This window comes from Devosia nitrariae, assembly GCF_030160115.1.
In the GTDB taxonomy this organism is placed as follows: Bacteria; Pseudomonadota; Alphaproteobacteria; order Rhizobiales; family Devosiaceae; genus Devosia; species Devosia nitrariae.
Genome location: NZ_BSNS01000024.1, coordinates 18774 through 33415 on the forward strand (window position 1 = coordinate 18774; position 14642 = coordinate 33415).

16 protein-coding genes are annotated in these 14642 nt (G+C 64.6%); 8 read left to right on the plus strand and 8 right to left on the minus strand.

All coding sequences use genetic code 11. The annotated features are described in order from the left end of the window. The first annotated feature begins 99 nt into the window (after window positions 1-99). A complete protein-coding gene (gene dksA, locus QQK18_RS22875) occupies window positions 100-519 on the plus strand; it encodes an RNA polymerase-binding protein DksA (RefSeq protein ID WP_284342717.1) in 420 nt (139 codons plus the stop codon). A 125-nt stretch (window positions 520-644) separates the two neighbouring features. Here the strand turns inward: dksA and QQK18_RS22880 are convergent, their stop codons facing one another. Next, window positions 645-2228: an ABC-F family ATP-binding cassette domain-containing protein gene (locus tag QQK18_RS22880; RefSeq protein ID WP_284342718.1), complete on the minus strand. Its 1584-nt coding sequence runs from the start codon at window positions 2226-2228 to the stop codon at window positions 645-647. 328 nt (window positions 2229-2556) lie between these two features. Here QQK18_RS22880 and QQK18_RS22885 point away from each other — a divergent pair, with 328 nt between their 5' ends. After that, window positions 2557-3255 (plus strand): L,D-transpeptidase, encoded by a 699-nt coding sequence (locus QQK18_RS22885; RefSeq protein ID WP_284342719.1) that lies wholly within the window; start codon window positions 2557-2559, stop codon window positions 3253-3255. Window positions 3256-3302: 47 nt separating this feature from the next. Here the strand turns inward: QQK18_RS22885 and QQK18_RS22890 are convergent, their stop codons facing one another. The 7 genes from QQK18_RS22890 to flgF form a co-directional block, all read right to left on the minus strand. After that, window positions 3303-4799, minus strand: a complete 1497-nt coding sequence (locus QQK18_RS22890; RefSeq protein ID WP_284342720.1) for a carboxypeptidase M32 — start codon at window positions 4797-4799, stop codon at window positions 3303-3305. A gap of 82 nt (window positions 4800-4881) precedes the next feature. Continuing rightward, window positions 4882-5682, minus strand: a complete 801-nt coding sequence (locus QQK18_RS22895) for a lysozyme inhibitor LprI family protein (RefSeq protein WP_284342721.1) — start codon at window positions 5680-5682, stop codon at window positions 4882-4884. Window positions 5683-5766: 84 nt separating this feature from the next. Beyond that, window positions 5767-5934, minus strand: a complete 168-nt coding sequence (locus QQK18_RS22900) for a glycine zipper domain-containing protein (RefSeq protein ID WP_284343327.1) — start codon at window positions 5932-5934, stop codon at window positions 5767-5769. Between the two features lie 190 nt (window positions 5935-6124). Next, the gene (flgH, locus tag QQK18_RS22905) at window positions 6125-6862 is read right to left on the minus strand and encodes a flagellar basal body L-ring protein FlgH (protein ID WP_284342722.1); all 738 of its coding nucleotides are present in this window, start codon (window positions 6860-6862) and stop codon (window positions 6125-6127) included. Between the two features lie 18 nt (window positions 6863-6880). Continuing rightward, window positions 6881-7825, minus strand: a complete 945-nt coding sequence (flgA, locus tag QQK18_RS22910; RefSeq protein ID WP_284342723.1) for a flagellar basal body P-ring formation chaperone FlgA — start codon at window positions 7823-7825, stop codon at window positions 6881-6883. A gap of 11 nt (window positions 7826-7836) precedes the next feature. Continuing rightward, the gene (gene flgG / locus QQK18_RS22915) at window positions 7837-8622 is read right to left on the minus strand and encodes a flagellar basal-body rod protein FlgG (protein WP_284342724.1); all 786 of its coding nucleotides are present in this window, start codon (window positions 8620-8622) and stop codon (window positions 7837-7839) included. Window positions 8623-8635: 13 nt separating this feature from the next. Beyond that, window positions 8636-9373, minus strand: a complete 738-nt coding sequence (gene flgF, locus QQK18_RS22920; RefSeq protein ID WP_284343300.1) for a flagellar basal-body rod protein FlgF — start codon at window positions 9371-9373, stop codon at window positions 8636-8638. 301 nt (window positions 9374-9674) lie between these two features. Here flgF and QQK18_RS22925 point away from each other — a divergent pair, with 301 nt between their 5' ends. The 6 genes from QQK18_RS22925 (at window position 9675) to QQK18_RS22950 (ending at window position 14556) form a co-directional block, all read left to right on the plus strand. Continuing rightward, window positions 9675-10172, plus strand: a complete 498-nt coding sequence (locus tag QQK18_RS22925; protein ID WP_284342726.1) for a flagellar basal body-associated FliL family protein — start codon at window positions 9675-9677, stop codon at window positions 10170-10172. 1 nt (window position 10173) lies between these two features. After that, on the plus strand, window positions 10174-11349 hold the full coding sequence (gene fliM / locus QQK18_RS22930; protein WP_284342727.1) for a flagellar motor switch protein FliM: 1176 nt from the start codon (window positions 10174-10176) through the stop codon (window positions 11347-11349). Next, window positions 11349-11777: a DUF6468 domain-containing protein gene (locus QQK18_RS22935; RefSeq protein WP_284342728.1), complete on the plus strand. Its 429-nt coding sequence runs from the start codon at window positions 11349-11351 to the stop codon at window positions 11775-11777. Before fliM ends, QQK18_RS22935 begins: the two co-directional genes overlap by 1 nt. After that, entirely contained in the window at window positions 11774-12673 is a 900-nt protein-coding gene (locus tag QQK18_RS22940; RefSeq protein ID WP_284342729.1) for a MotE family protein, read from the plus strand. The genes QQK18_RS22935 and QQK18_RS22940 overlap by 4 nt, the downstream gene beginning before the upstream one ends. Before the next feature lie 102 nt (window positions 12674-12775). Next, window positions 12776-13732 carry a diacylglycerol/lipid kinase family protein gene (locus QQK18_RS22945; protein WP_284342730.1) on the plus strand — a complete coding sequence of 319 codons (957 nt, stop codon included), beginning with the start codon at window positions 12776-12778 and terminating at the stop codon, window positions 13730-13732. Continuing rightward, window positions 13729-14556, plus strand: coding sequence for a metallophosphoesterase family protein (locus tag QQK18_RS22950; RefSeq protein ID WP_284342731.1), 828 nt, complete (start codon window positions 13729-13731; stop codon window positions 14554-14556). Before QQK18_RS22945 ends, QQK18_RS22950 begins: the two co-directional genes overlap by 4 nt. The last annotated feature ends 86 nt before the right edge of the window (window positions 14557-14642 follow it).

The following is a 14642-nucleotide window of genomic DNA, read 5'->3' on the forward strand; positions in this document are numbered from 1 at the left end:
CCTGTCGCGGATCGATCACATGCGGTTTGGCTGCTTGCTCGTCAAGGTGCACTTGACTATATAGGCCGCCTCAGGGGTGCATTGGAGTTGAGTCTGCTGATGTCTTCGGTTGATGACCTTGTAGAATACCGACCCACGGACGACGAACCGTTCATGAACCCGCGCCAGCGGGAATATTTCCGCAAGAAGCTCGAAAGCTGGAAGGAGGAGATCCTCCGCGAAAGCCGCGAGACACTCGAAAATCTCCAGGAAGAAAGCCAGAACCATCCTGACATGGCCGACAGGGCTTCATCCGAGAGCGATCGGGCGCTGGAACTGCGCACGCGCGACCGGCAGCGCAAGCTCATTGCCAAGATCGACGCGGCCTTGAAGCGCATCGAGGACGGCACGTACGGCTATTGCGAAGAGACGGGTGATGCCATCGGCCTTGCCCGACTCGATGCCCGCCCGATCGCCACGCTCTCGCTCGAAGCCCAGGAGCTGCACGAGCGGCGCGAGAAGGTCTACCGGGACGAATAGCTGCGGTTCTGATTTCGAACGACTAGACAAGCCCGCATGAACGCGGGCTTTTTTGTTGTCGCGGGGATTCTCCGGGAAAAACCGATACTCATCCCGGATCCGGGACAGGCTTTTCGCGTCCCGCTTCATGCCAGCGCGATCTCCCGCTCAATGCCGATGTTCTCAAGGAATGTGCGGTCGTGGCTGACGACGATGAGGGCGCCGTCATAGGCCTTGAGACCGGCCTCCACCGCTTCGATGGCGGAGATGTCGAGGTGGTTGGTCGGTTCGTCGAGGATCAGCAGTTGCGGTGGCGTCCTGCCGCCGATGGTGGCGGCAAGACCGGCGCGTAGCATCTCACCTCCGCTCAGCGTGCCGGCAACCTTTAGCGCCGCGTCGGCCCGAAACACGAAGCGGGCGAGGGCGGCGCGGCAGGCATTCTCGTCTTCGTCGGGATTGAGCCGGCGATAATTGTCGCGGATCGTCTGGGTGGGATCGAGGATCGAAATAGTCTGGTCGAGAATGGCGAAGGTCGAGCGGACGCGTGCCGCGCCGGAAGTGGGCGCGAGCTCACCAACGAGCAGCCGCAGGAGGCTGGTCTTGCCCGAGCCGTTGGGGCCGGTGATGGCGACGCGCTCGGGGCCGGTGATGGTGAAGCTGAGGTCTTGGATGACCGGGTTGTCCAGATCAGGGCCGCCGGTCAGGCTGTCGGCCTGAACGACGGTCTTGCCTGCGGGGAGGCCCGTCGAGGCGAGCCTGACCGTCAGGGGCTGCAGCACCTCGACCTGGGCGCGCGCCTCGGCAGCGGCCTCGGCCGCCTCCTCGCGCATGCGATTGGCGAGGCGGGCATTCTCGCCGCTGGTCTCCTGGGCTCGGTTGCGCATGGCGTTCATCAGGATCTTGGGCGCGTCGCCCTTGGCGCGCTTGCGGGCGCCGGCAGCATCCTTCTTCGCCTTGCGCTCGACCTGCGCCTGAACGCGGCGGTCGATCTCGACCATTTTGCGCTCGGCGGTTGCAACACCATGCTCGGCGGCGGCCAGTTCCAGGGCCTTGCGCTCGACATAATGATCCCAGTTGCCGCCATAGGTCCTGGCGCCGAGCGTCGTCAGCTCGACGATCGTATCCATTTGCCGCAGCAATTCGCGGTCGTGGCTGACGACGATGGCGCCGCCCCGCCAGCCGGCAAGGACATCGGCGACCGCTGCGCGGCCGTCGGCATCGAGATTGTTGGTCGGCTCGTCGAGCAGGATCATGTCGGGCGCCTCAAGCAGGAGCGCGGCGAGAGCAAGACGTGTGCGCTGCCCGCCGCTCAATGTCATGAGCGGCCGGTGCGGGTCGAGGTCAGGCAGCCCGGTCTCGGCAAGGGCGGTCGAGAGGCGCGCAGGCAGGGTCCAGTCGGCCTCGCCGGCATCCTCGAGACTTCCGGTTCCTGCTTCGAGGCGCTCGAGGCGGCCAAGAGCTTCGTCTATACCCAGTGCCTGGGCGAGGGTTGCTGCGGTCTCGACCTGCACGGACTGGCGCAGCAGACCCAGCGTGCCGTTGACCGTGACTCGGCCTCCGGCAGGCGTGAGCTCGCCGGTAACAAGCTTTAAGATGGTGGATTTACCGGTGCCGTTGCGGCCGATCAGGGCTGTTCTTTGCGGACCGAACGAGAGATTGAGGCCGTCAAAAAGCGGTTGACCGTCGGGCGTCCGGTAGGTGAGCTCGGTGAGCGTAATGGAGGTGGGCATGGGCAGAGTCCAAGTGGGCGATGCGGGCGAATCGATCGATCACGAGGATGTCCATGGTTCACCGTCCTGTTGGTGCTGCGGATGACGGGAAGATAGGGACGGGGACTGAAGTGTCAACTGCCCTGCCGGACAAAGCCGGCAACTACACCGGCCGCAAGCTCGGATATCCGTTCGCGAGAATGTTATCGTTGCCGGTAAAAAGCCCGGAAACTGTGGCCTTGGCGTCCTAGCGTCACGCCGCCGATTGCGACTAGACCAGCCGCAGTTAGGAAAGCGTTTGCCGCTTTTCGTTAGATATTGATCACCTTAACCGACGGATTTGTCACAAGTGTTGTCCAAAGTATCGCGCCGCGGCTTTCTGGCGCTCGCTCCACTCGCGCTCGCGGCATGTACCTCCAGCCGCCTGCAGCCGGCCGCCGGCGTTCAGCCCGCGGTTTACGTCGATCCCATGTACTACGAAGTGTACGGGGCGATGCCCGACGAGCCGCACCCCATCCCCGCCTTCAATCCGGCAAGCGTCCGGCCGGAGCTGTTGCGGCAGGTCGTGGATTATCCAACTACCGAGCGGTCCGGCACCATCATCGTCGATCCGGGCGCAAAGTTCCTCTATCTCACCCGCGGCGACGGCCAGGCGATCCGCTATGGCGTCGGCGTCGGCCGTGCCGGTTACGACTACCAGGGCGACGCCTATATCGGGCGCAAGGCCGCCTGGCCGACCTGGACGCCGACCGCGACCATGATCGCCGAGGCCCCCGAGCTCAACGCCCCCTGGGCTGGCGGCAAGCCGCCGGGGCTGGACAACCCGCTCGGCGCCCGCGCGCTCTACCTCTACCAGAACGGGCGCGACACGCTCTACCGCATCCACGGCAACAACGATCCCTCCTCGATCGGCCGATCGGTGTCGAGCGGGTGCATCAGGCTCTTCAACCAGGACATCATCGACCTCTACAACCGGGTGACGGTGGGCTCCAAGGTGGTCGTGCTCAATACCGGCCTCAAGGCGCCGAACGATATGGGCTTCATCTGACCGGCGTGGACTGTTGGCAAGGGCTCGGCAAGCGTCGGGCCCTTTGCTCAAGCCCCATACCGCCGCTTCAGGTGTGCCTTGAAATAATCGGCGTTGAGCGGTTCGCCGGTGGCACGCTCGATGAGGTCTGGCGTCGACCAGCGCGAACCTTGCAGCCAGATATGCTCTGAGCGCCACGTGTTGATGGCGACGAAGTCGCCCTTGGCGATCTGCGCGCGTGCGTCCGGCAGGTCCTTTTCCAGAGCGGCCCATTGCTGAGCGGCGATCATGGCGCCCAGCGTATAGCTCGGGAAATAGCCGAAGGCGCCGCCAGGCCAGTGGACGTCCTGCATGGGACCGTCCTTGGGGTCGTTGATGGTCGAGATGCCGAGATATTGCGTCATCTTGGCGTCCCAGGCTTCCGGAATCTGGCTCGCCTCGAGTTTGCCTGAGACGAGGTCCTGCTCCAGCTCGTAGCGCAGGATCACGTGCAGCGGATAGGTCACCTCGTCGGCGTCGACGCGGATATAGCCGCGCTCGACGAAGTTGACCTTGGCCAGAACATCCTCGATATCCCAACCGGCGATGGCGTCCTCGCCCATATGGAGATGCACCAGGGGCAGGGCGAACTGCCAGAACTCGGGGCTGCGGGCCAGCTGCATCTCGACAAAGAGGCTCTGGCTCTCGTGCATCCCCATGCCGCGCGCTCTTCCCAGTGGCCAGTGCGACCAGTCCTTCGGCAGGCCCTGCTCGTAGAGTGCGTGACCGGTTTCGTGCAACACGGCCATCAGCGACGTCAGGAACTCGTCGGTGCGGTAGCGCGTCGTCATCCGGACGTCCGTCGGTACACCCCCGCAGAACGGATGGTGGGAGACGGCAAGGCTGCCATGGGTGAAGTCGAAGCCGACAGCGCGCATGGCGGCAAGGCCGAGCTCGCGTTGCTTTTCGATGGGGTAGGGGCCGGCGAGGGGCTTCAGGGGGCGGGCGGCAAGCCTCTTTTCCTGTGCTTCCAGCGCCTGTGGCACGAAGCCGGTGAGGAAGGACTTGAGGTCGGCGAAGACCACATCGAGCTCGGCCGTGCGGTTGCCCGGGTCGTACTGCTCCATCAATGCGTCGTAGGGGGCGAGGCCGAGCGCGTCAGCACGCAGTTGCGCCTCCTCGCGCACCAGGGCGACGACGCCCTCGAGGGCGGGCAGGAACGCGTCCCAGTCGCCGGTCGGACGCAGCTCGCGCCAGAGCTGCTCGGCGCGCATGTTGGCAGCGGTGCGGCGTTCGACGAATGCGGTCGGCAGGCAGGTGGTGTTGACGTAGACGCGCTCGAACTCGCCGAGCGCCAGACGCTGGTCCTCGGAAAGCTCCTCGGTCTTGGCCGCCTCGATCCAGTCGCGGATTTCGGGGGCCGTCGACTGGGCGTGATACATGCCGGCGAGGTTGGCCATGGCCTCGGCGCGCTTCTCGCCGCCGCCGACGGCCATATGGGTCGCCTCATCGGCGCCGAGGATCGAAAGGGCATGTTCGAAGGCTTCGAGCTTGCGCCCGAGGGCATCGAGCTTTTCAAAAGACATCAATCAAAGACTCCACATCGTCACACGCCTGTAGTTCCACAGGCGGGCGGTCGATGGAAGGGGCAATACCGGGGGTGGCTGCTTACTGCGCAGGCGAGCGGGCTGCGTAGCCGGGCGTCAGAGCCCCGTCGGACCATTCGTAGGTCGCCCAGCACTCCTGGTCGCTGCCGCCCGGTAGATTGCAGTTGGTGCCATCCACCCAGACTTCGAGCGTCGTTCCCATCTCGGCCTGCACCAGCGTCGGTTGACCCCCGAGCGCCGAAACCGGATTCGCAAAACCGCTTGTCGAAAGAGCAATGTCTATCTGGCATCCCCCATTGCCGCAAAAGGCCGTGGCGGCCGCATCGCACTGGAGGTTCTGCGTGTTGAGCACATAGTCCTGGGTGTCGTCGCCATCGAGGTCGGCGGTCATCATCCTGGGCGTGCCGGCGTCGGCGGCGAGCGTTCCGCCCAGCGCTTTGCACTCGTCGGCATAGTCCGAGACGATCGGCGCGACATCGTTGGCGAGCGTTGGGGGATCGGCGTTCATGAGCTCGAAATAGGACTGCATGGCCGCGTCGATCTCGCTCTCGATAGTCTTGATGCGTTCGTCATAGGCCTTTTCGAGGCATTGCACGTTGCCGCCGCAGGTGGCGCGCGCGTCGAGAAATGCCTCGGCTTCGTCGTGCCGGGCGCCGCTACCGCCCATGAGCATGGGTACTTTGGCATAGGCATACCAGAGGCCGGCCATCTGCGAATCGAGGGCTGAAAGCTCGGGATTGCCGCAGATGGCAAGCTCATCGGGCTTTTCGGCTTTGCTGCAATCGAAGCTCGCCGCCTGCGATGGGAGGGCAATAAGAGCCGCGAAGAGGGCAAGGGCGGCGAGTGAAAGGAGGGCGCGCATCGTTGAACCTGTCTCCAGCCAGTTGTGGTGGAAGCTAGGGTATCGGCGGTGAAGGGATGATGAAATGGGAAGCTCGGATTGTCGTCAGTCCTTCCGGTCGCCGCGATAGGCGTTCCAGGCCGCGCCCAGCGCCGCGCCGACGGCGATCCCCATACCAATGCCGAGGGCCGTATTGTCGATCGCAACGCCGATCGCCGCGCCGAGCCCAATGCCAAGTGCGATGCCGAAGCTCATGGCACTGCCGGTGCTCATCCGTGTTCTCCGTCCTTGCGTTTCCCCTCCCAACACGCCGGCCCTTCTGGCGTTCCGCCGGGCCGTACAAAAAGGGGAGGGCGCAGCCGGGGAGACTGCGCCCTTGGGGTGGCCGGTTCCTTCTGGAAGCCGACCGCTGATTGCCCCGCCGCGCCGTATTGGGGGATTGCGCGGCGGGGAAGCTCTTTGGCTAGAACGGCAGAATGGCGTCGAGAACCTGCTGGCCATAGCGCGGCTGCTGTACGTCGGTGATCTGCCCGCGCCCACCATAGGAGATCCGCGCCTCGGCGATCTTGGTCGAGGGGATGGTGTTGTTGGCCTGGATATCGGACGGACGCACGATGCCGGCAACGATGAGGTCGCGGACCTCGAAGTTGACGCGCACCTCCTGCCGGCCCTCGATGACGAGGTTACCGTTTGGCAGCACCTGCGTGACGACGGCGGCGATCGAAGTCTCGAGGGTTTCGGAACGGTTCACCGAACCGGTCCCGGAGTCTTTGGTGCCCGAGGTCAGGTCTATGGCGCCTGACGGGTCGATGCTGCCGCCCGAGAGGTTGGTGACGGCGCTGCCGAAGATGCCACCCATGCCGGCCGAATTGGTCGAGGAACGGCTGCGTGCGGTCTGGTTGTCGATGGCAGCCCGATCGTCGATGGTGACGAGGATGGTGAGGATATCGCCGACGCGGTGAGCGCGCTCGTCCTTGAAGAAGCCCTTGGCCGAGGTGCGGTAGAGCGAGTTGGGCTGGTAAGTGTCGGCAATGGGTTCGGGCATGGGCATGCGCACCGGCTGGTAGCCGGCGACCGTGGTCGGGTCGGTGATGGCGTTGAGCGGCGGCGCCTGGCCGATACTGGCCAGCCTGTCGGTGGTGTTGCAGCCGGCAAGGAGCGCGGCGGCGGTCAGGAGCGTGGCGATCTTGAGGGGGTGCATGGTAATCTCCTGAACCTGTCAGAGGCCGGCAAGGTCGATGGCGCCGGACGTCACCTCGACGGCGCCGGCGGCGATGGCGGTGGTGGCAATGACGCGGCGCGACATGAGGTTCAGCACCTCGACCGGTTCGCCTTGAGCGGCGGCGTTCAGCGCCTGGCCCCTGACCGTCAGCGTCATCGGACCGGAACGGTAGTAGATGGTCACCATGTCGTTGCGCCCCACCACCTGGGGTTCGGCGACATCGGAGGGCCCGAGCACCATACCCTGGCGGCTTTGGCGCTTGAGCGCCTTGCCCACCAGAAGATTCGGGCTTGAATAGCCCATCGCATCCGCCTGGCGCAGCGGAACGGGCCGCATCTCGATATCGTCGGGACCGAGCACCGCGCCTTCCGGCAGAGATCCAGCCAGGTGCGGCATCTCGATCATCAACTCGGCCGTGCCGGCGACCTCGATCGGCTTGTCGACGCCAGCGACGGCAAAGCGTGCCGAGAAGGCGCTGCGGCCCGGCACATGGCGCAGGGCCAGCAGTCGGACCGGCTCGGGTGTGGCTGCAGCGACCAGCGGTGCGAGGTCGCGTGAGAAGGTTACCGCGACCGACATCCCGTCACTGAGGACGCCGCGCGCGGCAAGGTCAGACTGGATCAGGCCGATGAAGTCGGCGCTGCCGACCGTCACACCGGCGCGGGCGACGCGCACATCGGTGAGGCCCGCTGTCGAGTAGTCGGTGAGGCCGATACGGGCCGCGGCTGCCGCCACGTCGTTGAGTGCGACGGTGCCGACCGTTCCCGGACGTGGAGCGCGGAACAGGGGCTTGTCGGCGAGGGCACCAGCTCCCTCGAACATGTCGCCGGCGGTGACGATGGCGTCGGCCACGGTAATATCGGCCTTGAGCGCCGGTTCGGCCAGGGCCGCGCCGGTCATCAGGGCGGCAACACCGACACAGAGCAATGAACGGGTGATCATTCTCACCCTCCTCAGCTCATCTGGTTCGCCGAGCGCATCATCTCGTCGGCGCCCGAGATGACGCGCGCGTTCATTTCGTAGGCGCGCTGGGCGGCGATGAGGTCGGCGATCTCGGTGACCGAGTTGACGTTGGACTGTTCGAGATAGGCCTGCAGCAGGTCGCCGGTGCCGTCGATGTCAGGCAGGCTGATCTGCGGCTCGCCGCTGGCGGCGGTCTCGGCAAAGAGGTTGTCGCCGATGGACGCGAGGCCTGCCTTATTGACAAAACGCGCGAGCTGGAGCTGACCGAGCTGGGTGGGGGCGGCATCCGAGCCGAGATAGGCTTCAACCAGGCCGTCCGGTGAGATCGAGACCGAGACCGCGTCCTCGGGAATGGTGATTCCCGGCTGGATCGGATAGCCGCTCGAATTGACGAGCCGGCCCTGGTCGTCGCGCTCCAGGGCACCGTCGCGGGTATAGGCGGTGCTGCCGTCCGGCATCTCGACGATGAACAAGCCTTCTCCCCGGACCGCGATATCGAGCTCCCGCTCGGTCGCGACCACCGAACCCTGGCTCATGACGCGCGGCGTCGCGACGGTGCGCACGCCCGAGCCGATCTCGAGGCCCGCGGGCAGCATGGTTCCTTCGTTCGAAGTCTGCGAGCCCGCGCGGCGAACCTGCTGGTAGAGCAGGTCCTGGAACTCGGCACGCTGCCGCTTGAAGCCGGTGGTGCGCATGTTGGCGATGTTGTTGGAGATCACCTCGACATTGCGCTCCTGAGCGCTCATGCCGGTCGATGCGATATAGAGAGCTTTCACTTCGGCTCCTCCTTCAGGCGTTGGCGTCGCCGAGACGCTGGATGGCGGATCTGCGCAGGTCGTCCTGCTGTTTCATCAGATTGGCGAGCGATTCATAGGCGCGCTGCACGCGGATCATCTGCGCCATCTCGGCCACTCCGGAGACGTTGGAGCGCTCGACGGCACCCTGGACAACCCGGGTCTGCGTGGCGGCGACGGGCGTGCCGCCGGCAAAGAGGTTGGCGCCCTCGCGGGTCAGCTCCTGAGCGTTGGCGAATTCGACGAGACGCAGGCGAGCCTTGGGGCCTTCGCTCGTTGCGATGGAGCCGTCCTCGGCGATGACGATGCCGGTTTCCTCCGGCTGAAAGACGATCGGGCCGCGTTCGCCCAGGACCGGATTGCCCGAGGAGTCGACCAGCCTGCCCTCGGCGTCGATCTGCAAACTCCCGGCCCGCGTCCAACGTTCGCCCGCCGGCGTGTCGACGGCAAGGAACCCGTCGCCCATCAGCGCCACGTCCAGCTCGCTTCCCGTCTGGACGACGGCGCCGGAGGTCAGGTCGTGACGCGTCGCCCAGTCCTGCACATAGGAGAGCGGCTGGTCGAAGCGCATGAAGTCGCGGTGACTTGCGCCTGGCATCATGTATTCTTCGAACAGCACCTGCTCGGCCTTGAAGCCGGTAGTGTTGATGTTGGCCATATTGTTGGCCATCACATCCATCTGACGCTTGAGCGCGATCTGGCGCGACAGGCCGATGAGCTGCGCATTTTCGATCATGCGAGATCCCCGTTATAGGGCAAACTTTGCCGTTTGCCGGTCCCCGAGCCCTCCCGCTTCCCCAAGCTGGCGGGCTCGTCGGTTACATTGCAGAAACCATGCCAAGGGTGGGAATTTAATTAAATCAAAGACTTCTGGCTTTACTGGCCGTAGGTCTTGCCAGGTACGATGGGTGTCTCAGGCAAAAGCTGCCCGGCAAATTTTGCCGACTTTTCTGTCGTTTGTAACTTTTCGTTAACCATGGACCGCTTAGCTGGACGCGGGCCGGAATCGACCGGACGGCAGGGGTTTGGGGGCAATGGCCGCTGACGCAGAAATCCAAGATGGCGCGACCGATGCGCAGGCTGGCGGCGGGCGTAAGCGCCTGCTGTTTATCATTGCCGGCGCGGCGCTGGCCGTGATGATGGCGGGCGGAGGTGGGCTCTACTACTTCCTCTCAGCTGCGCCGCAACAGCATGGTGAGGGCGAGGGCGGGATCATCGCCCCGCCAGAGACCTTCATTTTCAATCTGCCCACCATGACGGTCAACCTCAACGCCGAGGGCGACAGCGAGGCATTCTTGCGCGTCACCATCGCGCTGGAGGTGGCAAACGAAGAAATGATGCACGAGATCCAGCCGCGGCTGGCCAAGGTGATCGATGCGTTCCAGGTGTACCTGCGCGAACTGCGTAAGAGCGACCTCGATGGATCGGCAGGCATCTATCGGATGAAGGAAGAACTGCTGCGGCGGGTCAACGTCGCCATCTACCCATCGCGGGTGGAAAGCATTCTCTTCAAAGAACTGCTGGTGCAGTAGGATGGCTGGCCCGAACGAACAGGACAAGCTGGCAGAGGAATGGGGGCTCGACGCTCTCAACGATCCGCCGGCCGACGCGCAGATGAGCGAGGACGAGAGGGCCGCCGCAGCCACCGCAGAATGGGCGGCGATGCTCGAGGCCGATCCCGCCGGCGCCGACGGCAGCGCGGCCGATCGGGTGCTCAACCAGGACGAGATCGACAGCCTCCTGGGGTTCGATCCCAATGCCGGCGGCAATGTCGAGCTGACGGGCGTCCAGGCCTTGATCAACTCGGCGCTCGTCTCCTACGAACGCCTGCCCATGCTCGAGATTGTCTTCGACCGGCTGGTGCGGCTGGCAACGACGAGCCTGCGCAACTTCACCTCCGACAATGTCGAGGTGTCGATGGATTCGATCTCTTCGGTCCGGTTCGGCGACTACCTCAACTCCATTCCGCTGCCCGCCATCCTCTCGGTCATCAAAGCCGAGGAATGGGACAACTACGGGCTCCTCACCATCGATTCCAACCTCATCTACTCGATGATCGACGTGCTGCTCGGCGGCCGGCGTACGGGCGGCGCCATCCGCGTGGAAGGACGGCCCTACACCACCATTGAAATGACGCTGGCACGCCGGCTGATCGAAGTGATCCTGGAGGACACCCACCGGGCGTTCGAGCCGGTCACGCAGGTCAACTTCAAGCTCGAGCGCATGGAGACCAACCCGCGCTTTGCCGCCATCTCGCGGCCGGCGAACGCGGCCATTCTCATCGAACTACGCATCGAAATGGACGATCGCGGCGGCAAGATCGAGATCCTCCTGCCCTACGCCACGATCGAACCGATCCGTGAACAGCTCCTGCAGATGTTCATGGGCGAGAAATTCGGCCGCGACCCGATCTGGGAAGGGCACCTGGCCACCGAGATCTACCAGGCCGGGGTCGAGATCGATGCTATCCTTCACGAGCAGGACCTGCCCCTTGCCAAGGTTCTGGCGCTGGAGACGGGTGATACCGTGATGTTCGAGCGCGCTCCGACCGATCCGGTGCAGTTGCGCTGCGGGGACGTGGAACTGACCGAAGCCATCATGGGTCATATCGGTAAGAATGTTTCGGTGCGGGTGGTGCGGCCGCTCAATCCGCCCAAGGTCACCATGGAGGCCTTCGAGGCCATCGACGAAGCAATGGACGGAAAATGATGCAGGAACTGTCTCTGGGGTTGGTGATCGAGGGGGCGGTGGCCCTGCTTCTTGCGCTGACAATCGGCTATTGTGTCGTGCTCAACCGGCGGTTGAAGCGCCTGCATGCCGACCGCGACATGTTGAAACAGATGATCGCCGATCTCGTCGGCGCAACCAATCTCGCCAACCAGGCGATCAAGGAGTTGAAGCAATCGGCGGTCGAGGCCGATACCATGCTCACCTCGCGTCTCGACGAGGCCGAGCGGTTCGGTGTCGAGCTTGCCAACCACGTCAACTCCGGCAGCGCGCTCATCGAGCGCATCTCGCGGATCGCGCGGGCCGTGCGCGAGGGCGGATCGATCGAGCCCGTCCTGGAGACCAACAAGGTCCACCAGGCGCTCGAGCAGCTTGCGGCACGGGCTCGGGAACGGGGGAACGCGGCGTGAGGACAGTCCGTCTCTTGCCTGTCGTCGTCTGTGCCGCCGGGGCGCTCCTGGCACTCAAGACCGTCGGGCTCGTTACCCATGGCGGCTACGTGCTGACAGGGGTTCGCCCGGCTATCGCTGCCGGGGCGGAGGCGGAAGGCCACGGCGAGGTCGTGTTGCCGAGCGAGCCGACCCTTGCCGACAGGGCTCCGACCCTTGCCGACGGGGCGCCGACTTTCGATCCCGCGGCCCTTGCAGAAAGTCACGGCCGTGTCACGGAAGGGGGGGCGGGACACACTTCCGAAGCTGGCGGTGCGCACGGCAACGATGACGCCGTGGCGGCCACTGCTTGTCCTTCCGGCGCCGAGGGCCAATCCTCCTGCCTTCCTCGAGGCGACGCGCAGGCCATGCAGATCGGCCCCGACGGCATGTCCCAACCCTTGGCCGCCACCGCCAATGGTTCGCCGACCGAAGAGGCCTTGCTCGAACGCCTGGCCGAACGTCGGAGCGAACTCGATGCCTACGCCGCCGAGCTCGAGATGCGCGCCTCGCTGATGGAGGCCGCCGAAAAGCGGATCGAGGAGCGTGCCGCGACGATGGAGGCGCTCGAGGCTCAGATCTCAGCGCTCGTCGACGCACGCAAGGCGGCCGAGGAAGAGCTGATCAGCGGAGTCGTAGCCATGTACCAATCCATGCGACCACGCGACGCGGCGGCGATCTTCAACGAACTGGACATGGCGGTGCTGGAGCAGGTCGCCCGCACCATGGCTCCGCGCAAGATGGCACCAATCCTGGCCGAAATGACCCCGACACGCGCCCAGGAGCTGACGGTGCGACTTGCGGCGGTGCACAAAGAACCGTCCGACGAGATGAGCATCGACAACCTGGCGGCGCTGCCGCAGATCGTCGGGCAATAGCCGCAGCGGCCGTACGTCACTTCTTGCTCTTGAGACGTATCTGGTGAACCAAGGCGCGGTCGGCGCCGTTATCGCAGGGTCTACATCCCGCGAGCCGATCCTGTGCCCTTCAAGTATCATGTCATTCTCAATGCAAGTGCGGGAACCGCCAATGCCACCGGCGTCACGCCAGAGTCCATAGTCGAGCTTTTCGGTCGCCATGGCCTTGTCGCGACGGTAGATGCCGATGTTAAGTCTCCCATGGATGAGCGGATCAGGGGTGCGCTAGACAGCGATGCTGACGTGCTGGTGGCGGGCGGGGGCGACGGCACAGTCGGAGCGCTGGCTGAAGCGCTGGCCGGGACAGCGAGGATACTCGCCATCCTCCCGCTGGGTACCGTCAACGCCGTCGCGCGTGACCTCGGCATGCCGCTGACGCTGGAGGAGGCAATCGCGGACATAGCCCGCGGGACGCCGCAGCGTATGGACGTCGGAGAGGTCAACGGGCATTTCTTCCTCCACATGGCCGTAGTCGGCTTCGTCGCAGGAATTGCGGCAGCGCGCGAGCGCGTGCGCGGCCGTTTTGGCCTGCTGGAGGCAGTCGCCTTCGGTCGATTTTTCGTCCGCCGTCTCATGCGTAGCCGCCGCTTGGCGCTCGCCGTCAGTCCCAGCGAGGGCGAAGCGCATATAGAGCGCGCGCAGGCGCTAGCGGTTGTGTGCAGCGAGTTCAGTGAAGGGTTCGGGCGCATGTTCGCCCGCGACAGGTTCGACAGTGGCGCTCTCACTGTTTATGTCGTGCGACATCTCGACTTTACCGATCTCCTGCGCCTGACGGCGAGAATGTTTCTCGGGCGTTGGCAGCAGGACGAGGCCCTTAAAATCGAACGGGTCCGAGAAGTCAGGCTCGACACGAAGAAGCCTGCGCTCAAGGTGATGCTGGACGGGGAGCTGATAACCATCGAGACGCCCCTTGTCTTCCGCATCCGGCCGCTCGCGTTGACGGTGCTCATGCCGCCGGTGGAGGTCGACCCGGTGGTACAGGCCACTCCGGAGATAAGCACCGGGGAGTCCGCCGCATGAAGCTCGTCCACCTTTCCGATCTGCATTTCGGGCACCACGATTCCATCGCCGCCAAGACCCTTGCGGCCGATATCGTTGGGCAGGATCCTGACCTCATCGTCATCAGCGGCGATTTTACCCAGGTCGGCAGCCGCAGCGAGTTCGAAGAAGCCTGCGCCTTCCTTGAAACGCTTCACGCTCCGTTCTTTGCCGTGCCCGGCAATCACGACGTTCCGGCGATCAATCTCTTTCGCCGCTTCCTGGACCCTTACGGCCTCTATCGCCGGTATATCGCCAAGGACATTGAGCCCTTCCTCGAGATGAAGGGTGTGGCGTTCGTCGGGATGAAGACCTCGCGGCGCTGGCGCCTCGATTGGAACTGGGGGCATGGCACAATTTCCCGCGACCAGCTCGACTATCTCGAGCACCGGTTCGCCAAGGCAGCTCCGGATGCCATCCGGGTCATCGTCGCTCATCATCCGCTGCTCTTTCCAACAGAACCAATGGTGCAACGCACCAAGCTCGTTAAACGCGCCGACGAGGCGCTGGTCCGTTTTGCAGAGCTCGGCGTGCGGCTGGTGCTTTCCGGCCATTTCCACCTCTCTTACGTGCGCCGGCACGAAGCGAGCCACCCGGTCACGGTCGGCGCGCCGACCGGTTTGCGCCAGGCGGCGCGGGCGCCTGTTCTGGTGGCACAGGCATCCTCGGCCATCTCGACGCGGCTCAGAGGCGAGCCCAATTCCTACAACCTCGTCGAAATCTCCCACGAGAAGATCACCATCAGGGTGCGCGATTGGTTGAACGGAAAGTGGACCACGCGCGAGAAGGCGAGCGAACCGGCGTGAACGTTTGGATCGGTGCGGGTAATGGCGCGTTAAGGCACCTCGACTAGTCTAGCCCCGTCTGGTGTAAACAAGCGTTTTCGACCCGA